This is a genomic window from Trichocoleus sp. FACHB-90, assembly GCF_014695505.1.
Taxonomy (GTDB): Bacteria; Cyanobacteriota; Cyanobacteriia; order Cyanobacteriales; family FACHB-T130; genus Funiculus; species Funiculus sociatus.
The window spans coordinates 156725-177687 of sequence record NZ_JACJOK010000081.1; the positions used below are offsets into that span (position 1 = coordinate 156725).

Below are 20963 nucleotides of genomic sequence, written 5' to 3' on the forward strand. Positions count from 1 at the left end.
GCAAAAGAGAATGGCACACCCTTTAAGGCAAGACAGACGCTACAGAATCCGCAGGTTGGGAAGTTGCGTCTATCCTTTATAAATAATAAAAGAGCGATCGCGCATTTTTTGGGTTATTTCTCACGGCAGAATGCGATCGCTACCAGTAAAAAATTTTCACCTCAAATATAATTTATTTTATTAATTTTTAATCTTGCATTTTTAATCCCTCACAAACACACTCACTTTCGTGTATTCTCTGTGTTTCATTTCGTTCAATAGTAGGTTTCAATCGTCGGTTTCGATAAACAGGTTTGGCGTGAGATTGCTGTCTAATCGGAATTTGAATTATAAACTCTGTTCCATGACCGGTTGCAGAATTACAGTGAAGCTGACCGCCGTGTTTTTCCACAATAATTTGATAGCTAATTGACAATCCCAACCCAGTGCCTTTGCCTACAGGTTTCGTTGTGAAGAAAGGGTCAAACATCTGACGACGGATTGCCTCTGTCATACCGATGCCGTTGTCTGCAATGCAAATTGCCACTTGATTTTTGTCTACTACTTCGGTGCGAATCCGAATAGTAGGTAATTGGTAATTGGTACTTTCCTCCCAATTTTTGATTTCCCATTGCCCCTTATCACCAGAGGGAATTTCAAATTCTCCGCTCCGCATTTTCAGGGCATCAATGGCATTACTCAGTATATTCATAAATACCTGATTAAGCTGACCCCCTAAACACTCTACAAGAGGCAGGTTGCCGTACTCTTTAATGACTCTAATCCCAAAACGCCCTGTTCTTGCTTCTAGCTGATTTTGTAATATCAAAAGGGTACTATCTAGCCCCTCGTGAATGTTAACAGATTTTAATAAACTCTCATCTAATCGGGAGAAGTTCCGCAGTGACAGCACCAAATCCCGGATACGGTTCGCTCCCACTTTCATCGAAGCTAACAGTTTCGGAAGGTCTGTAGTGAGAAAATCCAGGTCAATTTCCTCAGTAAGACGCTGAATATCAGATGTTGGATCGGGATAGTGCTTGCTAAAGAGTTGCAGCAGCTTTAGCAAATCTTGGACATATTTATCTGCGTAGTTGAGATTCCCATAGATAAAATTGATGGGGTTGTTGATTTCATGAGCAACGCCAGCAACTAGCTGCCCCAGACTTGACATCTTTTCTGTTTGAATTAGCTGGGCTTGCGTTTTTTGCAGTTTGTCAAGAGTTTGTTGTAGATGTTGGGCTTGTTGTTTTAATTGCGCTTCTGATTGCCGCAATGCCGCTTCGACTGACACGCGCTCAATAATGTCTTCTTTGAGGAGAGCATTGGCTTTATTGAGTTCGGCAGTTTGTTCTTCTACCTGTATTTTTAAATCATCGTGTGCTTGCTGCAATGCCTTCTCTGCTCGTTTGCGTTCAGCAATCTCGGAACGCAGTCGCTCGTTGCTGTTTCTTAATGCGCTGGTTCGTTCCTCTACTGCTTGCTGCAATACTTCGATGACATTATACATATCTGCTGGGTTCAGCACTTGCAACAGACTGGTTTGGGAAACGATGCCTAGTAGTTGTCCGCGATCGCTACTCACAACCAAACGCCGCACACGCCGCCGTTGCATTTCTTGATGGGCATCCCACAGGGAATCTGAGGGGCGCAGGCAAAACAAGGGCGTACTCATTACATCTTGAGCCTGCGTTTTTGACAAGTCCAACTCTAACGCCTGGAACTGCACAACGTCTCGCTCTGTAACGATTCCCACTGGAATTAGGGGTTGGGGATTGGGGACTGGGGATTGGGGATTGGGGATTGGGGATTGGGGATTGCAAGGACTCTTACTTAGTCCCTTGTCCCCAGTCCCTTGTCCCTTGTCCCTAGTCCCTAGTCCCCAGTCCCCAGTCCCCAGTCCCTGTTCTGTAATAACTACACAGCTGACTAGCTGCTGAGCCATGAGCTGGGCTAAATCTAGAACAGAAGCGGTTAAAGGTGCATGAACGACTTTAGATGTCATCACATCGGAGACATATCGCAATCGCGTCAGGAGATTGACGGGTTGCAGCGCTTTGCGAATACTGTCGTTTGTCACTACCCCAACAATTTGATCGTTATCGTCCATTATTGGCAAGTGACGAATCCGATGCTGACGAAATAAAGAAAGGGCAGTGAAAACATCCTGAGCTTCCGATTTCCTCAGTGTAATCGCTGTTTTTGTTACTATATCGCCAATTTTGACGTTTATTAGGGAAGTTCCAGCAGCAGTCAGTCGGACTATATCCCGCTCTGTGAATACTCCCACTAACTGCGTACCGTCAATGACCAATACGTAACAACCGGAAGAATCGGCGGTGTCAAGAACACTTTCCCTTTTTGGAAACACCGACGTGGGCGATGCGACACTTCTCTGGTAACTCCTGCCTATGGGATCTTCTGAAACGTCATTGGTATCTGTTTCTATCCTGTTGGGTAGCACACAACTACTCCTTAACTGACTCATGAGCGCCAGAACATCGACTAGAAGTGTGTCAGGCTCAACGGTTAGAGGTTGACGCTCAATGGCAGGCTCTAGAGATAGTGAAGGAATAGGCAAACCGTTTAGGTGCATATATAAACCCAGCCAGTAATTTCCACAGGGGTTCTGTTGCCAATTGTAAGCTAGGATACAGCCAAATTTGTTGTTATTCTTAGCTGGGTGCAATAAATCATTACTTTAGCGTCATAAATTATTACATACTCCCATGTTTATTTGCTGCTGAAGTTTAGACAGGGCAAGGCTGAGAAAGCTAAAAAAGCAAATACGGAGGGAAAAAGCCGTTTTCCCTCCGTATTGGTTATTTTTAGCAACTTAATTGTTACAGCCCCCGCTCAAGCAAAGCTATCGCGATGGCATAGGAAAAAGGTGAATAGCGAAAATAGAGGATACACAGGGCAGCGATCGCGTAATATTCTGAACAATAGCGATCGCGTCCATTTTTAGTCGTTAGGCTTGATGATCAAGCTGGTTACTTTGGGGCGTAACGGCGCGAACGGGTGAAAAGCTCAAAAAGGCGAAAAGCCGGAAAACTAATTGGGTTTTTAATTGATAAATTTAATGTTTCAATAGATATTTATCTCTACCTAATAAAAAAGACCAGCTGTTACCACAGCTGGCGCAAAAAACTCGTTAATTCTGTTGTCGTTAATCTGAGGAAATCCTAACCTGCGCGTTCCCAACCGCCAGCCTAAAAGATTTCTTAATATTTACTGTAACAGTAAATACAAACTTTGGATCATAAAAATTTACATTTTGTTGAAATCTTCACACTAAAGATAGTTGACGGCTTTCTGAGGACGACCCCAAATGATGCGCTCATGCTTATAAATCGCAATCCCAGGTTTAGCACCTTTAGGCTTGTAGACGTGTTTGGGTTGAGTGTAGACCACTGGAACCTGGTCACTTTGTCTGGCGCGGCTGTAGTAGGAAATTAGGTCAGCGGCAAATTGCAAATCGGCTTCGTCAGGGACTTCCCCCGGTGCGACGCGCAGCAAGCCATGACTTCCGGGAATTTCCTGAGTGTGGAACCAGAGGTCGTAATCTCCAGCCATGCGAAAAGTTAGCTGATCGTTCTGGCGGTTGTTGCGCCCAATGAGTAATTCAAAGCCGCTTGGTGTCTGGTAATTGTATGGGTGACTCGCTTCCTCATCCCTACGGCTGCGATTGTCTGGATCTTCTAGATATTTCTGCCCAATCAGTTCATCGCGAATTTCTAAAAGTGTTTGTAAATCTTCGGGGTCGTCGTAAGCATCAAGCTGGGTGAGCGTTGCTTCCACTTGCTCCAGGTAGTCAATTTCCTCTTGCACCTGTTGGAGTAAAGGTTCAACGGCTGTACGAGCGCGTTTCAGTTTCTGGTGTCGCTTGTAGAGGGATTGGGCATTTTGGACAGCGTTTTTTTCTGGATCTAGGGGAATTGTGACTGGCTTACCTGTTTCAAAATCGTTGAGTGCGATCGCCTTCATCCCTGGTTCCCAGTCTTGGAGGTAAGCCATCAGCAAGTCTGCTTGTTCTCGGTACTGGTCTGCTTGGTCTGATTGCTGCAAGCGTTCTTTGAAGGTAGAAGCTTTCTGACGCAATTTTTGCAGAATATTACTGAGTTTCTGATTTAACTGATGGCGGATCTGGTTGAATTCTTGTTGATTTAGTTGGTCGGTGTAATAGCGGTTGAGTAATTCTTGGACTGATGAGGCAGGCTTGATAATACCCCAACCTAAGACGTTATAACCCTCTGGTGTAAAGCCGGGATGAAACTGGCTCTTGACTGGGGACACGGAGGACAACGCTTCTTCCTTGTCTCCCCTGGTTCCCCTCTCCCCTTGTTCCCCTTTCTCTCTTTTCCCAGTCCCTAGTCCCCAATCCCCAGTCCCCAGTTCAACTACTTGCAGCCACTCTTGCCATTTTTGAAATAATTTATCCCAGTCGGATGATATCAAGCTATCGGTGGTAGCCTCTGAATCTAGACCTGCGGCTTGTGCCATTGATACGACCAGCGCTGGACTTAAACCCCGGTAGTTTTTCAGTAAGTTCCGCCGCAGCGTTCCTGGTACAAGACTGACTCGCTCTTGCCAGCGCTCTTGGGATTCTCTCAAACTGGGAGTAGTATTGGTGAGGGCTGGGGGTACTTCGTAAGGTTGTCCGGTTTGGATAGGACGGACGCTGGACTGCTGGCTGCTAACTTGATGGGCGACAGTGACAATTAGGTTGTCTGCACCTGTGAGGATAACGTTGCTGTATTTGCCTATGACTTCGACGTACAGGTGCCAAAATACCGGGTCTCCGGGACGTTTGGCAAATTGCAGGTCTAGCACTCGCTCCCAAGGCGCGATCGCTTCAATCGCCACCAAGGCAAATCCTCCCAGTTGATGTCGCAGCTGGTCGCTGAAGGTAAATGTATCCGGTGTCCGGGGCGGTGGATTTCCTATACAAACTCTCGCCGCTTGCGGATGCCAACAAATGGTCAGCCAACCCCGTCGCTTCAAGGTTCGCAGTGCTAGAGATATTGTAAAGCGATCGCGCTGATAAACCTGTTCGGTGCGCGCTGGTATCCATTCATCGCGCAGTTCGCAACAAGCACCAGTTAGGGTAGTAAAGTCAACAAGTTGCACGAGAGAAGGTAGTTTTTATTGTTACAAGCTCACAATTAGTTTACTTCCATCCTTGCTAACTAAGTCACCTGCTCTGGAAGCAATTCACATGAAACCGCTATTTTTATCTATTTCTTTTGGAAGAGTTAAAAAGAACTGAAAGGTAAAAAAAAGCAGTTAGTACCTAAAAACGGGGTTTTTCGTGGATTTTAAGCTTGTAAGTCAATATTATTGTAGATAACATGGGAACTAGACTCTATGAAGCTTTTTATGCGGCTATGCCGTTAGTTTTTTATGGACATCCAGCTAATCAACATCGGTTTTGGTAACATTGTGTCTGCAAACCGAGTTGTTGCCATTGTCAGTCCAGAATCTGCCCCGATTAAACGGATCATTACCGATGCCAGGGATCGAGGCCAGCTGATTGATGCCACTTACGGGCGTCGTACCAGAGCAGTAATTATTACTGATTCTAGCCACGTCATTCTCTCGGCTATTCAGCCGGAAACTGTTGCCCATCGCTTCGTTATCGGCAAAGACGGTAGCGCCAACAACTAAAGACTAAAAAGGCAATCATGTAAAAGGCAAAAATTATTCATTTTTGCCTTTTGCTGCGCTCCTTTCTTGGGGGATAGCCTGAAAGCTTTCTTATTGAGAGACGAAGGAAATATATAGTTCCTATAGTCCAAAGTCTCAATTCAATGTTTTAAAGTAGAAAGTCTACAGTTTGTTGCATGAGTCAGAAGGGTATGGGAAAAGGGAGACTGATTGTTTTGACAGGGCCGAGTGGAGTAGGCAAAGGCACGCTGCTGCGATCGCTTCTAGCGCGTCATCCAGAACTATATTTTTCTGTATCTGTCACCACTCGCTCCCCTCGTCCTGGGGAGATTGACGGTAAAAACTATTATTTTGTCAGCCGCAGCCAGTTTGAGGAAATGGTAACAGCTGGTGAACTGCTCGAATCGGCTGAGTTTGCCGGAAACTATTATGGCACTCCCAAACGCCGGGTGGAGGAACACATCCAGCAAGGGCAGTGGGTGATTTTAGAAATTGAACTCGAAGGAGCGCGGCAGATCAGGAAAAATTTCCCGGAGGCATTGCGGATCTTTATCATGCCTCCTTCTGTAAGCGAGCTAGAAAACCGGATACGGGGACGGGGACAGGATTCTGAGGTAGCGATCGCCCGCCGTCTCAGTCACGCCCAAGCAGAAATTGCCGCCGCCAGTGAGTTTGATATTCAGATCGTCAACGACGACTTGAAAGATGCTCTTCAAGCGATTGAAGACGCTATTTTTACGACAGCAAACTATTGATTTTTTTACGCCCAGGACGCAAAGGTTCACGCTTTAGGTAGCACTGGGATCTGTCTGTCTCTTGAAATGTTCCTTTGTTTATAAAGAATCACCCTTTCGGGTGATTTGCCATTGCACAGTGTGTTGTAATCCGAAAAATTTGTTTGTGTATTTGTGTCTAATATCATGCCGAGAAAAAGACACTCGCAGACTGAATTAAAGGACACAAAACTGCTATGCAATTAGGAACTCTCAAAAAAATTGGCGCTGGCTTAACAGCTTTTACCTTATTAGGAATTACACTAAGTGTTGCCGTTCCCAAAAATTTAGCCGAACCATCTAACGCAGGTAATAAGTTTGCTCCCAGAACTGTCGCACCAGAACAAGCAGGAGGTGCAGTTAGTGAAGCCGATACCGTCCGCCAATCCATAAAAGCTAGAGTAGGTACGGCAAACGCACTCGGTGCAGGTGTGGCAGGTACAGCCACAGATGATGGTCGGGTTTATAACGTGTTAAGTAGCGTTAATATCCGCTCTTGTCCCAGCACCAGCTGCCGTATCTTGCGCGTCGCTCGACCGGGAGCCGATGTTTTAAACGATCCTAGCGGAGGCACTCAGCAAGGCAATGGTTATACTTGGGTTCGCGTTACCTACGGTTATACTTCCGCCAATGTCTGTGCAAGCGGTCGTCTTCAAGGCTGGATGATTGTTAACCCACTGGCTCCGGGAACGGCTCATGTAGTTAAGTCACCTGTAAATCTTCGCAGATCGCCATGCAGTGGTCAAATTATCAAAACTGTACCTATTGGCACCAAGTTGAACTTTGCTGTAGATAACAACCAGTGGATCAATAAGTGGTACAAAATTACTGTGCCAGGATCAACACCAGGGACATTAGGTTATGTTGATGGTTGGGACTATGTTGATGTCTACTAATAATTAGGCTAATTCTTGTTGCTGATAAAGCAAAGCCCGGTATCACTACCGGGCTTGTTTTTTAGAGCGTAGAGAGTAAGGTTGGACTACTCCTGTGCTGCTTTTTTAAGAGAGTTGTAGGGTGATTGAGGTTAGAAAAACCAACCTATAACTAACTAATGGCTTATTCCCAAACGTCCAAATCAAGCGCTCGCGAACCACCCCGTTCTAGCATTAACAAAAGGTTCTTGAGTTGTCCCCAAATCAAGAAGCCGATAAATAGAGTCAGTGGCACAGAAACCCCACAAGCCAGCGATCCGGGAAAGCCAAAAATCTCTAATCCAGCGACAAGAAATACGCAGACACCCGCACAAATTCCCAGAAACGGCAGTTGTAACTGCATACCTTGCATTTGTGCTAGGGTGCGGGTGGAGCGGTTTTTTGCCCACTCCCGTACTTGTTGTTTCAGGGTGGCTTCAAAAGCAGCGCCACAGGTTAGCCCAGCAAATAAACCAACAACGAGTAAAAAATACGGCGGGTCTGGAAAGTAATACACTAATAACTCCTAATGGTTAATGGCTAATAGCTAATAGCTAATTATTAAAAACCATTAGCTATTAGCTTCAAGATTTGTGCTGAAAAGCAGAGAATGTGGAAACAGTGGGCAAAAGCGCTGCGACTCCCTCAGTGGAGAGTTCAGTTAAGGCTCCCAGTGCCACATTGAACAACCGTGCTGGTTTCAGGTCGTCTTTAACCAGATTCCAGAGGCGTCGGACTTCCTCGGTATGAAGGCGGTCATCTTCTGTTAAAGCTATCAGTAATTGCCGTCGCAGAAACTGACCTTCTTCAGAAAGGATAAACTGTAAACCGAGTTGTGCTGTGGGTAATAGATCGAAGTTATCATCACTGCGAGCGATCGCAATCATATTTTCCAATCGCTGCCACTGGAATTTACCATCTTTGAACAGCACCTCAATCAACCGCCGCCGCATTTCGGGAGTTTCCCCGGTGAGTAAACGCCGCGCCACATAGGGATAGCCAACTTCGACGATTTTGAAATTCGGATTCAAGCTTAAAGCTAATCCCTCTTGCGTCACCAGAGAACGAATAATCAAGGCAAATTTTGCGGGGACGCGGAACGGATATTCATACATCAGTTCCGAGAACTTGTCTGTAACTGTCTTGAAGTTGAAGTCTCGCACACTTTCGCCTATCGCTTGATCCAGGACGGTTTCCAGCGCCGGAATGATGGGAATAATGTCTGTCTCTGGTGTCAAAAAGCCTAGCTTTACAAAGTCTTTGGCTAACTCGATGTAGTCTTTGTTAATTAGGTGAACTACGGCGCTGACGAGGTTTTCTTTGGTATGCTCCTCCATCTGATCCATCATGCCAAAGTCAATGAATGCCATCCGCCCGTCTGGCATGGCAAACAGGTTGCCTGGATGGGGATCGGCGTGGAAAAAGCCGTGTTCTAGCAGCTGTCGCAGTCCTGATGTTACGCCAATTTCAATCAGGCTATCTGTGTCCAAACCTGCTGCTTTGATCCGCTCAGTATCTGTCAGCTTGAAGCCGTTAATCCACTCTAAGATAAGAACGCGGTTGCTGGTGTATCGCCAGTAAATTGCTGGAACTTTGACGGTGGGATCGTCGCGGAAGTTTGTCGCGAATTTTTCGGCGTTGCGTCCTTCGTTGAGGTAATCAACTTCTTCAAATAACTTGGTGCCGAACTCATCGACAATTAAGCGCAGGTCATGCCCTAAATTTAGGGGAAGCCAGGGAGCTAGCCAACCAGCAGCCCACCGCATTAAGTACAAGTCTAGGGTAATGGTTGGTAGCAAGTTGGGGCGTTGCACCTTGACTGCTACTTCTTCGCCAGTGTGGAGACGGGCTTTATATACTTGTGCTAGGCTGGCTGCGGCTAAAGGCTCTGGGGAGATTTCGCTAAATATCTCTCCTATAGAGCGGTCTAGCTCTGTCTCGATAATATTGAAGGCGATCGCATTATCAAACGACGGCAGTTGATCCTGTAGTTTGATGAGTTCTTCTAAAAAGTCTTTCCTTATTAGATCGGGGCGCGTGGAGAGGGCTTGACCGACTTTAATAAATGTAGGGCCGAGGCGAGTTAGCATTTCTCGCAGTTCGGTGGCGTGTTTAGACGCGACTTGTCGCATCTCTACATTCCACAATTCATCCCACTTTAACCCGATAAAGAATCTCGCAAAGGACAAAATAATGTTAATGCCACGCCAGATAACTAGCCAAGGACGATAAAGGTAGTATTGGGCGATCGCTTTTTGATCGTAGCCCCCAGACTGGACGAGTGGATACCGATTCACGCTTGTGTCTGCCTCTCAAAACAAAACTTATTAGTAAGTAGCGGCTTGCTAGTAGTAAAGCCACTTTTTAACTTGATCAATCAAATAACACTTATTTCCAGAGATTCCTTCCGCAATCTCTCGTAACTTTATACATTGTTTTTTACCAGTTTTTTAACGTTTTATTAACTCTAGTATACAAAAATACAGACACCATCGGGGATCAATATTCTGGACTGGGGGCTGGGGGCTGGGGGCTGGGGACTGGGGACTGGGGACTGGGAATTGGGAAAAACTTTTTGTAAAACTTTTTCCCAATTCCCAATTGTCAATCCCCAATTCCCAATTCCCAATTCCCAATCCCCAATCCCAGCTCCAAGATTGCAGGGGAAAAACTTTTTGTTCAAAAGGGGGAAATTTCAGGAGAATTTTTACCCTCCCCGACATGGGGAGGGATCAACACGTTCGGGCTTCTGACTAGCTGCTGGACTTGGCTTCTAGGTTTTCCATGCGACTTTTTAGTTCCTGATTTTGCTTTTTCAACTGATCGAGTTCCTCTCGCAATTGTTTGATAGCTTGATCAGAACCAACGTTTTTTTGCACCCGTTCAACTGCTTCCTCCGCGATACGACGAACTCGCCCATCGGGAGTTTGATCGGCAAGACTTTGTAAAATCGCGATCGCTTTCGGTGTCTCCATCTGTCCCAGTGCTATAGCAACTGAAACTTGCGTTAAGAAGAACGTTTCTTTAGAAAGTTCGCTTAATTGCTCTAGAATCCGTTCCAGGTTGACATTATTCTGACCCGTGGAAATGGCTCCTAGTGCGCGAATGGCTGCAAGGCGCAAAGCTTGCGGAACTCCGGGCGCGGTATATTCTAAAATCAGATTCAAAGCTTCTGGTGAAGTTTTGAGTTGAGATAAACCTGCGATCGCGCCCGTCCTGACAACCTCATTCCAACCAGCTTTTTCCTTCAGTACCCAGTGCAGCAGTTTTAGTACCTTTTCTTGCTTGGGCTTTTCATCCAAGTGTGCTGCTCCAATTCCCGCGATCGCGTTAGCTGCGGCAGCTTCCACATAGTAGCTGGCATCTCCTTTTTCTACTAGCGGTTTCAGTGCTTTATAGCTTTCTTGCGTCTTGATTTGCGCTAGTGCTTGCACCACTGCACGACGTACTAAAGCCTCTTTATCTTGCAACCCGACAACTAAAGCATCAAACGACTGATCGAGTTTAACTTCAGAAAGTTGTTTGGCAACTTCCGCCCGAACTCCCCAGCAAGAGTCATTCTGCAAAGCAGCAGCAAGAACCTTTACCACCTCCAATCCACCTTTTTTCGCCAACGCCTCAGCAGCGTAAATGCGAGAAACCGGATCGGGATCGAATTGCAGTTGTGCTTTGAGTTCGGCAACTGGGTACTCTAAAGACACAGTTTTCAGGAAATTATTTCCTACATCAAAGCTTACATATTCGGGTTTCTCTTCTAAGGGGAAGTAAAAACTTTGTTCCCGCTCATTTACCCGAACCTTAAAAATCTTTGATTTTGGATTTTGCTTATCAGTGCCAGTTTCCTCTGGCTGACTATAACCGAAGGCAATCGGAATTTTCAAGTCAAACAACTCACTCTTACTGCCGTTATTATCACTTGCAGCTTGAGTTTGCGTAACTGTAACTTTTGCCAACTTGCTGTCAGCATCCCAAACATAAGCAACTTTGAAATCTGGATGACCGCCGCGATAAACGTACTGGTCGAATAGAAATAATAAGTTGCGTCCGGTAGCTTTTTCAATTGCTCTTAGCAAGTCAACTGTTTCGACTGTTTGGTGGGCATTATCCTGAACAAACGTATGAATTGCCTTGAAAAATAGCTCGTCTCCCAACTCTGTCCGAATCATGTGATAAACGCAAGCGCCTTTTTCGTAAAGGTGCCTGTCGTATAATTCAATTGCTTCCCGATAAACATGAGTTACAATTGGACGACGGTAGCGACTACTATCTTCTGAAATGTAGCTACGAGCTTCATTTAATAGATAATAAGCTGCATCTTGCGCTCCATATTCTTCGTCTGTCCACAGCACTTCTGAATAAGAGGCCATGCCTTCTTTAATCCAAGCATGAGACCAGTGCTTGATAACAACTAAATCCCCGAACCACTGGTGAGCGAGTTCGTGAGCAACTAAACTTTCAGTAAGGCGATTATCTAACGATGCCCGTTCATCTAACAAGCAGCGGTCAGTTAGCAAGGTGGTGGAAGTGTTTTCCATACCGCCAAAAATGAAGTCATCAACGCAGACTTGGGCGTATTTAGGAAAAGGATAGGGATAGCCAAATTTTTCGCTGAAAAATTCAATCATCTGGGGAGTTTTGCCCATGCTGCGGCGGGCATCTTGTTCCCGATTTTTCTCCACATAATATGTTACGGGTTTGCCGTTCCATTCATCCTTAATTTCTGCAAAGTCACCTACAGCTAAAGTGATCAAGTAGGAGGGATGAACTTGCTGCTGTAACCAGTGGTAAATTTTGCGATCGCCATCTTCCTTTGTTTCGATCAATTCTCCATTGGAAATAGCGATCAGAGGTTTGGGAATTTTGACGCGAATTTCTGAAGTTGCCAACTGCCCCGGATAATCAAAGCAGGGGAACCAGAAGCGGGAGTCTTCATCTTCTCCTTGCGTCCAGACTTGCGTCGGTTTGTGGGGATAATGTTTGTTGGGGGTGATGAAGTAGATGCCGCGCTGGGGTTTTTCGACCGAGTAAGCGATCGCTACCTTTACCGCTTTTCCCATTTCCGTAGGTGTCTGCATTTGAATATGCAGCTCGTTGCCATCATAGTCAAACGTTTGCGGCGATTCGTCAACCTCCACTGAATGAATATTTAGGTTAACGGCATCCAAAGTTAAACGGTCAATCCCACTCCGCACAGGGGATAATGTGATGCTGCAAGTGCCGACGACGCTTTGATTGGGAATGTCGAGGGCTAAATCCAGAAAAATATGTTCGACTTGTCCGGGTCGGTCTGGGTTGTAGTGGGGTCTAGCACCCGGTAATTCAAAGGATTTATGACGTGTATTGTCGGAATCAAAACTAAGCTGGAAATTCATGTTCGCGATCGCGCCCTTGAGACAATAGGGGTATGGCTACAACCCCTTAAACAAAGCCATTGAACTATATTTTCCACATTAGCGCCTTTCCCGCGATTGTACTTAGGATTCCATGCACTACAGGGTATTTTTCATCATTGGCACGCTTTTTAAGCGATAGAATTGCTTTTACTCCACTTTTTAAGCAATTTTATTGCTTACAGCCTCTCTTAAAAAGGATATTTAACGGTATCTCCACATTGCTCAATCCTCTCCAATTTATCGGAGGTTTGGGGATCGCCTCGTGAAATCGCACGCAACTCAACTGTCTTGACTTGTATTCCAATTAACAATGGCAATTCCCCCCCGCTCCTCTGATTTTATTTAAACTTAATGATTCCATTTGCGGAGTTTCTTCTAATCGCATTGAAGTAGCCCTATGACACTCCCATAAAAAATAATTTAATGGGAAATAGTGCATAAGTAAAATTACCAATTGAGCTGCCATCGCTGGCAGCAGCGACGGCAATCAAAGAAGAAATAAACCGAGGAAAAATTAAAATGTCTGAAAGAAAACCAAATTCTTTAGTTCCTATTGTTGTTGGCACTGCCGTTTTAATTGTAGGTGGCGTAGGTGGCTATCTTTACCTCAAAGGTGGTTTGGGTGGCGATGCGACGAGTCCTCTGGGGAGTGCCAAAGTGGTGCCAGATGAAGCATTAATGGCAGGTTTTGTCTCGACAGATCCGAAAGCTTGGGCGCAATTGGAACAGTTCGGCACCCCGGAAGCCCAAAAGTTAGTTGCCAAAGGTTTAAACAATTTCAACAAAGATATGTTGACTGAATCCAACGTCTCTTATGAGAAAGACATTAAGCCTTGGTTAGGTAGCGTGATGTTTGCTGTGCTGCCATCGTCTCCAGTAAAACCTGTACAAGCTACGTCACAATCCACACAGGAACCGAATGTTTTGATGGTTGTCGGTATCAAGGACAAAATTAGCGCCTTGAATTTCGCCAAGAAGGTGAAAAAAGCTGGAAGCAAGGAAATTGACTACAAAGGTATCAAAATAACTGAAGATCAAGGGAAAGCTAGCAAAACTTATACAGCGGTTTTAAATAACCATTTAGTGTTTTCTGACCAAATAAAAACTGTAGAATTAGCGATTGATACCTTCAAAGGTCAGCCTTCATTTGCTGGTAAAGAAGGTGCAGCCAATATTCTTTCGAAGGGTACAAACGTACAGAACTCCTTAGCTCAATTTTATGTGCCTGACTACGGCAATATGGTAGAGGAATTGTTGGCAACCAATCCTAATGCAACACCATTGCCTCCAGAAACAATAAAGCAGCTGAAAGCATTGAAGTCAATGGTTATCGGTGTAGGGGTCGATAATGCGGGTATACGCATGAAGGCGATTGGTAAGATAGACCCGACAGCAGTTGTGCAAGCAGAGTATAAACCGAATGCTGGCAATGTGGTGTCTCAATTTCCTGCTGATACTATTGCCTTGATCAGCGGCGGCGGTATCAGCCGTACTTGGGATGCGGTAGTTGAACAGTCGAAAAAAGATCCCGAAGCCCAGAAAGCATTTGAACAAACACGCCTACAACTAAAGGAAAGCCTGAATCTTGACCTAGATAAAGATATCTTTGGTTGGATGGATGGTGAATTTGCTATGGCTGCAATTCCATCTAGTCAAGGTATTTTAGCGCCAGTTGGCTTTGGTGGAGCTTTGGTGTTTCAAACAAGCGATCGCAAAACCGCTGAAAATACCTTCAGTAAACTTGATGCACTTGCTAAAGGCAACTCAATCACGGTAGCCCAAAGAAATGTTAAAGGTAAAGCTGTCACTGAATGGCAGATCCCGCAACAAGGCGCATTTTTGGGACGTGGTTGGATAGATGAAAACACTATGTTCATCGCTATCGGTGGCCCCATCGCTGATGTGATCGCCACCAAACCTAGCCAGACTTTGGACAATAGCCCATCGTTTAAAGCCGCCACAGCGTCGTTGCACAAGCCAAACGCAGGCTACTTTTACCTAGATATGGACAAAACCATGTCTCTAGTAAATCGCCAGCTACCTGCTTCCCAAAAGAATGCGATCGCGCCAGAAACAGCCGCTGTCCTCAATTCGATTCGTGGTGTCGGTCTAACTGCTACTCAGTCTGACAAAACAACTGCTGAAATTGAGGTGTTACTAGCTCTAAAGCAGAAAACTGGGAAGTAGTCAATAGTTATTGGTCATTAGTCAGCAGTCAGGGAAGAGTTTGAAAGTTGGAAGGAGAATCTCTACCCACGAATGGCACTTAATTTTTGCCCTGCGCTCAAGCCTTGAACTAAAGTTCCGGCTGAAAGCTGAAGTCCGTTAAAACGGACTAAAATGCTTGCACTATATGGATTTCAACCTGTTTCAACAGGTTTTAGCTTTTAGCCTAAACTTTAGTTTGAGGCATAAGTCAGTGACATTCATCCCTACCCACCGTTTCAACCTTCAAACGTTGCCACGCTAACAGACAACAAACCATAAACTAATAACTAATGGCTAATAACTAGGGACTAATGACTACTGCTGTAAAAACTGCTCCCGGAATATCTTCGCGCTTGGTGAATGGGTTGCTGGCGATCAAGCCGTTAGCCAATCTTGCCAAGCATCAGGCGCGAACTATGATGATTAAACGCGCCGAGAGAATTGGAGTACCTTGGACAAAGCAAGTAAAGGAACTATCGCAACTCGACTGGGGAACTGGGTTAGAGAAAGTACAAAACCCAGAGCTAGTTTACCCAGAATACTATGTGCGATCGTTTCATGCCTACGAAAGCGGTAATTTAAGCTGGGAGGCTGCTTGGGAGGTAGAAGTCGCCGCTTATGCCGTTCATGCTGGTGTTTGGAAAGATGCTGGTAGCCAGGGAGATGCTAGACTCCGCCAAAGTTTCTTGGATATTGTCACTAGCCAAATTTCCACCCAGCCGCAAGATATTTTAGACTTGGGGTGCAGTGTCGGGATGAGTACCTTTGCCCTCCAAGATGCCTATGCCCAGGCAAAAATCACTGGCTTAGACTTGTCTCCCTACTTTGTGGCAGTTGCCCAATACCAATCGCAACAACGTCAGAAATCAATTCAGTGGGTTCACGCAGCTGCTGAATCTACAGGATTGCCAAATGCTTCATTTGATTTAGTTTCCATCTTTCTGATGTGCCATGAGTTGCCTCAATCGGCAACAATGCAAATTTTGAGAGAAGCCCGGCGCGTACTGCGTCCCGGTGGCCATTTGGCAATTATGGATATGAACCCAAAGTCGGAAATTTACATCAAGATGCCACCGTACATCTTGACCTTGCTCAAGAGTACCGAGCCTTACCTGGATGAATATTTTGCCTTAGACATTGAACAGGCCCTAGTAGAGGCAGGATTCGCAGCACCAACTATTACTTGCAACACTCCTCGTCACCGCACGGTAATCTCACAAAAGTAATACTGTCGCTTTCGTGACGAGAGGGCTACAAAAAATTTTTAAACTCGTTTAGGACTGCTATAGTCCTAAACGAGTTGTGAGCCAGCCCTTCAGATGCCCGACTTCTTAGAGAAGTCGGGCATCTCGCCTTCAGGAATTGTTTAGGGCTGCTATATGGGTTTGGACTTCGGGGATCGCAGTTTCTCGGTAAATCGATAAAGTCGAGCTTAGGATAGATTGCCTAAGCTGAGGAAAAAAGCAGAATATGGTGACTGCGTAAACCTATAGAACAGTGCTTGAGTGCAATTGAAGTGCATCTGAAATTGTCTCAAGGAGCGCAGAGATTTAAATATCATGCGATCGCTTATGCAAAAAGTTCTTCGGTTACTGGCAGCACTTTCTTTGGTCGGAGCTATTGGTCAACAACCAGCGCGATCGCAATCTATTATCCCAGCTGCTGACGGCACCGCTACCGTCATCACCCCCAACGGTAATATTATCAACATTAGCGGCGGAAATATATCTGAGGATGGAGTAAATCTCTTTCATAGTTTCACCGAATTTGGTATCCGCTCTAATGAAATAGCTAACTTTCTTTCTAACCCAAATATTGGGAACATACTCTCCCGTGTAACTGGGGGCAAAGCCTCAATAATTAACGGTTTAATTCAGGTTACTGGTGGCAACTCGAACCTATTTTTGCTCAACCCATCGGGCATCATCTTTGGCCCAAAAGCTATTCTTAACGTACCGGGTGACTTCACCGCTACCACCGCCAACGGCATTGGTTTTAATCAAAATTGGTTTAGTGCTATTGGTACAAATAATTATGCGGCTCTAGTAGGGAATCCAACCAGCTTTGCCTTTACCATAAATCAGCCTGGAGCAATTATTAATGCAGGTTCTCTAGTAGTAGGCGCAGGACAAAATTTAACTTTGTTAGGCGGCACTGTCATCAGTACAGGAAAACTTGTTGCGCCTGGGGGTAATATTATCGTGGCGGCGGTGCCGGGTAAGAGTACGGTGCGCGTGAGTCAGCCGGGAAATCTGCTGAGTATAGAGGTGGGGACTGGGGACGGGGGACTGGGGACTGGAAATATTCAACCCCTCTCTCTTCCCCAGTTATTGACAGGCGGGAAATTGAGGAATGCGACTGGAATAACAGTTAATAGCGATCGCGTACAATTAACCGGATCTGGGTTGCCAGTAGCAGCTGGAGATGTGGTAGCGCGGGAGGTGACGGCGGGAGAAGCGACACTCTCGGCACGCAATTTGACGCTAGTAGAAAGTCAACTCTACACTACTGGAAACTTGAATCTGCAAGCTACAGATACAGTGCGAGTCCGGGACAGCGTGGAAAAAAGCTTTGTCGCCCAAGCCGGAGGTAATTTATACATTCAAGGCAATCAAAGCATCGATATTCTGGCGCTAAATCACCCAAAAACGCCCTTTACCAGTGGTGGAAATCTCAGTTTAATCAGCGATGGCAATATTTCTGGGGATGCTCACTTTAGCAGTGGCGGCGACTTTTCGATTCGCAACACACTGGGAAACCCTGGAAAATTTGTCAGTCTCTATGACCCGATTATTAGCTCAGTGGGAGATGTTAACTTTGGGGATTATACGGGAGTTTCGCTGAAAATAGAGGCAAAAGGCAATATCACAGCTGGAAATATCGTCATTACGGGAGCAGATACATCACTCATTGTTGGTCAAGACCCAGATATTCCGATTTTGAGCAGCACTCCCGCCTTAATTTTAAGAGCAGGCGTTACCAATCTGGAAAATCCGCCCAACTTCGGCTCAAGCTCCTACTCTATTACAAACCTCGGCACGCTTCCAGGCGGTAACTTAAGTAACGCCTCTGACATCAACAATAATGGTCAAGTGGTGGGTGTTTCCAACATCGCTAATGGAAACTCTAGCGGTGTTGTGTGGCAAAACGGCACTATCCAAAACCTCGGAACCCTCCCCGGTAATGAATTCAGCAGCGCCAACGCTATCAATGATGCTGGTGTGGCGGTTGGTAATTCAGGCACTTTTAGCGGCAACTTAAATGCTGTAGTGTGGCAAAACGGCGCTATTCAAAACATAGGCAGTAACTCTCGTCAAGCCAACGATATCAACAATCTCGCTCAGGTGGTTGGGATTACCAACTTAAACGGCAATAATCAGGCTTTTTTGTGGCAAAACGGCGTTATCCAAAACCTGGGAACCCTCCCCGGCAATGACTTCAGCAACGCCAACGCTATCAACAACAATGGTCAAATTGTCGGCAGTTCAGGCACAGTTAGCAACGGTTCTTCTCAAGCTGTGCTGTGGCAAAACGGCGTTATCCAATTGGGTACGCTTCCAGGCGGTAATTTCAGCAACGCCTATGGCATTAATGATGCGGGTTTTGTGGTCGGGGATTCGCAGACAGCAAACGGCAACTCTCAAGCTGTGCTGTGGCGAAATGGCGCGATCGCACTCGGAACTCTACCAGCCGATAACTTCAGCCGCGCTAACGACATCAACAACATCGGTCAAGTTGTCGGTAGTTCGGAAGGTGCGAACCAGAACACTCGTGCTTTTCTCTGGCAAAACGGCATAATTTCAGACCTCAATAACTTGATTTCTCCTAGTTCTGGCTGGGATTTTCTGCAAACTGCCGCAGCTGTCAATGATGTTGGGCAAATCGTGGGAACTGGTTTCATTGGCGGACAAAGCCGTGCTTTTCTGCTGACACCGCTTAGTTCTAGTGCTTTAGCAAGTCCGGGAAGTATTACGGTTGGAAATATTTTCACCCCAGGGGGGCCAGTTATTTTGTCAGCGACAAGCAATATTAATCAGCTTGGTGAAATTAACTCCAATGGTGGGGAGATTAGCCTTACTACTAGCAATGGCAACATTACTACTGGAATAATTAATTCTAGTTCTACAGAGAATGGTGGTGCTGTCACCTTAGAGACTCCTAATGATATTCAAGTTAACTATATAAATGCCCAAGGTGGCGTTTCTGGCACGGGTGGTAGAGTTGACATTACCACTGATAACTTTTTTCGGGCGATCGCTACTTTTCCCGACCAAAACGCGATCGCTGCCAGCATTTCTACAGTTGGCGGACTAAATGGTAATCAGGTAACTATTCAACATGGCGGCGGAGCCAAGGGTATTCCTTTTGTAGTGGGCGATGCTACTGTGAATGGTACTGCTGGTGCAATTACCACTGGCACTAGGCTTGTAGATAATGCGATCGCGCCGCAGCGTTCTTTTGCAAGCAGCTTCACTCAAGGCAATATCCAAATCATTACTCAAAACTCGCCATTACCAGACCCAAATCAACCGCCACCAAACCCAAATCAACCGCCACCAAACCCAAATCCATCGCCGCAAAACCCAAATCAACCGCCACAAAACCCAAATCAACCGCCACCAAATCCAAATCAATTGGGTGAAGATTCCGCACCACCACAGGCAAATCCAATTTCCCAGAGTGCGATCGCTTATAGCGTTCCTAACGTTGAAGTAGACGCGGTGGTAGCCGGGCTAGAAAATTACTTTACCAACCAGGTTGAACAATATCTGGGTACAACAACCGATACTGCGCCGATAAATCTGGCACAAGCCCGCAACGTACTCCAACAAACTGAAACAGCAACAGGTGTGAAACCAGCACTTATATATGTAGTTTTTGTGCCACCATTGCTGAAACCAGAAACAGGGGAAAATAGGAGCAATTCCCAATTCCCAATTCCCAATTCTCAAGCCTCAAATTCTAGCGACCAACTCGAACTGGTAGTAGTCACCGCCAAGGGTGAAATAGTTCGCAAACGAATAGAAGCGAGTACGCGAGGCGCATACGCTACGCGATCGCAAGTTCTCAAAGTTGCTGACAACTTCCGCAACCAAATCTCCAACCCCAGAAATACTCGGAGTTACCTGGCCCCAGCCCAGCAACTCCATCAGTGGCTAATAGAACCCATCAAAGAAGATTTACAAAACCTGGGCATCCAGAATCTTGTATTTATCATGGACACTGGCTTGCGTTCTTTGCCCTTAGCCGCCCTTCACGATGGTGAAAAATTCTTGGTAGAACGCTACAGTGTAGGACTAATGCCAAGTCTTAGCCTCACCGATACCCGAAACAGCGACATCAAAGAATCGCAAATTTTAGCGATGGGGGCATCGCAATTTACCAATCTGCAACCCTTACCAGCAGTGCCAGTAGAATTATCCTTAATTACCCAGTATCTGTGGGAAGGGAAATATTTTCTTAACGAAGCCTTTACCCTGAAAAATCTCAAAGCGCAACGTCAGCAGAACTCCTCTGGAATTATCCACCTTGCCACTCATGCAGAATTTAAGCCTGGTGAACCCAGTAAATCTTATATTCAGTTGTGGGATACTCAGCTGCGACTCAACCAGTTGCGCCAACTAGAGTGGAATAACCCACCAGTACAATTATTGGTGCTAAGTGCCTGTCGCACAGCGTTAGGGAATGAACAAGCAGAATTAGGTTTTGCTGGGTTGGCTGTGCAGGCGGGTGTCCAATCGGCGTTGGCAAGTCTATGGTACGTTTCCGATGAAGGGACGCTGGTATTGATGAGCGAGTTTTACCAGCAGTTGAAGAAAGCCCCCATCAAAGCCGAGGCGTTGCGACAAGCGCAGATAGCAATGTTGCGGGGAGAGCTGGAAATTAAGGGAGGTCAATTGCATACTTCCGCTGGAGATATACCAATGCCTCCCAACTTCGCCAACCAGGGAGATAAAAACTTCAATCATCCCTATTATTGGGCAGCTTTTACAATGATTGGCAGTCCTTGGTAGGGGCGAATGCTTCGC

At 45.9% G+C, this 20963-nt stretch carries 12 protein-coding genes; 6 read left to right on the plus strand and 6 right to left on the minus strand.

All coding sequences use genetic code 11. The annotated features are described in order from the left end of the window. Nucleotides 1-187: 187 nt before the first annotated feature. Both H6F74_RS24400 and H6F74_RS24405 read right to left on the minus strand, forming a co-directional pair. Nucleotides 188-2575: a CBS domain-containing protein gene (locus H6F74_RS24400; protein ID WP_190444721.1), complete on the minus strand. Its 2388-nt coding sequence runs from the start codon at nucleotides 2573-2575 to the stop codon at nucleotides 188-190. A gap of 698 nt (nucleotides 2576-3273) precedes the next feature. Further along, nucleotides 3274-5109 carry an NFACT RNA binding domain-containing protein gene (locus tag H6F74_RS24405; RefSeq protein WP_190444722.1) on the minus strand — a complete coding sequence of 612 codons (1836 nt, stop codon included), beginning with the start codon at nucleotides 5107-5109 and terminating at the stop codon, nucleotides 3274-3276. A gap of 273 nt (nucleotides 5110-5382) precedes the next feature. Between H6F74_RS24405 and H6F74_RS24410 the strand changes: the two genes are divergently transcribed. From H6F74_RS24410 to H6F74_RS24420, 3 genes are all read left to right on the plus strand, one after another. Continuing rightward, on the plus strand, nucleotides 5383-5646 hold the full coding sequence (locus H6F74_RS24410; RefSeq protein ID WP_190421478.1) for a DUF370 domain-containing protein: 264 nt from the start codon (nucleotides 5383-5385) through the stop codon (nucleotides 5644-5646). Between the two features lie 176 nt (nucleotides 5647-5822). Then, nucleotides 5823-6401: a guanylate kinase gene (gene gmk / locus H6F74_RS24415; protein WP_347269550.1), complete on the plus strand. Its 579-nt coding sequence runs from the start codon at nucleotides 5823-5825 to the stop codon at nucleotides 6399-6401. A gap of 215 nt (nucleotides 6402-6616) precedes the next feature. Then, a complete protein-coding gene (locus tag H6F74_RS24420) occupies nucleotides 6617-7315 on the plus strand; it encodes a hypothetical protein (protein ID WP_190444723.1) in 699 nt (232 codons plus the stop codon). 163 nt (nucleotides 7316-7478) lie between these two features. Here the strand turns inward: H6F74_RS24420 and H6F74_RS24425 are convergent, their stop codons facing one another. The 4 genes from H6F74_RS24425 to H6F74_RS24440 form a co-directional block, all read right to left on the minus strand. Continuing rightward, complete coding sequence (locus H6F74_RS24425) at nucleotides 7479-7850, minus strand: hypothetical protein (protein WP_190444724.1); 372 nt, start codon at nucleotides 7848-7850, stop codon at nucleotides 7479-7481. Nucleotides 7851-7917: 67 nt separating this feature from the next. Further along, the gene (locus tag H6F74_RS24430; RefSeq protein WP_190444725.1) at nucleotides 7918-9630 is read right to left on the minus strand and encodes an AarF/UbiB family protein; all 1713 of its coding nucleotides are present in this window, start codon (nucleotides 9628-9630) and stop codon (nucleotides 7918-7920) included. A gap of 170 nt (nucleotides 9631-9800) precedes the next feature. Next, complete coding sequence (locus H6F74_RS24435) at nucleotides 9801-10016, minus strand: hypothetical protein (protein ID WP_190444726.1); 216 nt, start codon at nucleotides 10014-10016, stop codon at nucleotides 9801-9803. A 70-nt stretch (nucleotides 10017-10086) separates the two neighbouring features. Next, complete coding sequence (locus H6F74_RS24440; RefSeq protein ID WP_190444727.1) at nucleotides 10087-12705, minus strand: M1 family metallopeptidase; 2619 nt, start codon at nucleotides 12703-12705, stop codon at nucleotides 10087-10089. A 540-nt stretch (nucleotides 12706-13245) separates the two neighbouring features. Between H6F74_RS24440 and H6F74_RS24445 the strand changes: the two genes are divergently transcribed. The 3 genes from H6F74_RS24445 (at nucleotide 13246) to H6F74_RS24455 (ending at nucleotide 20948) form a co-directional block, all read left to right on the plus strand. After that, on the plus strand, nucleotides 13246-14913 hold the full coding sequence (locus tag H6F74_RS24445; protein ID WP_190444728.1) for a DUF3352 domain-containing protein: 1668 nt from the start codon (nucleotides 13246-13248) through the stop codon (nucleotides 14911-14913). Nucleotides 14914-15245: 332 nt separating this feature from the next. Further along, on the plus strand, nucleotides 15246-16160 hold the full coding sequence (locus H6F74_RS24450) for a class I SAM-dependent methyltransferase (RefSeq protein ID WP_190444729.1): 915 nt from the start codon (nucleotides 15246-15248) through the stop codon (nucleotides 16158-16160). Between the two features lie 345 nt (nucleotides 16161-16505). Beyond that, nucleotides 16506-20948, plus strand: a complete 4443-nt coding sequence (locus tag H6F74_RS24455; protein ID WP_190444730.1) for a CHAT domain-containing protein — start codon at nucleotides 16506-16508, stop codon at nucleotides 20946-20948. Nucleotides 20949-20963: the final 15 nt, after the last annotated feature.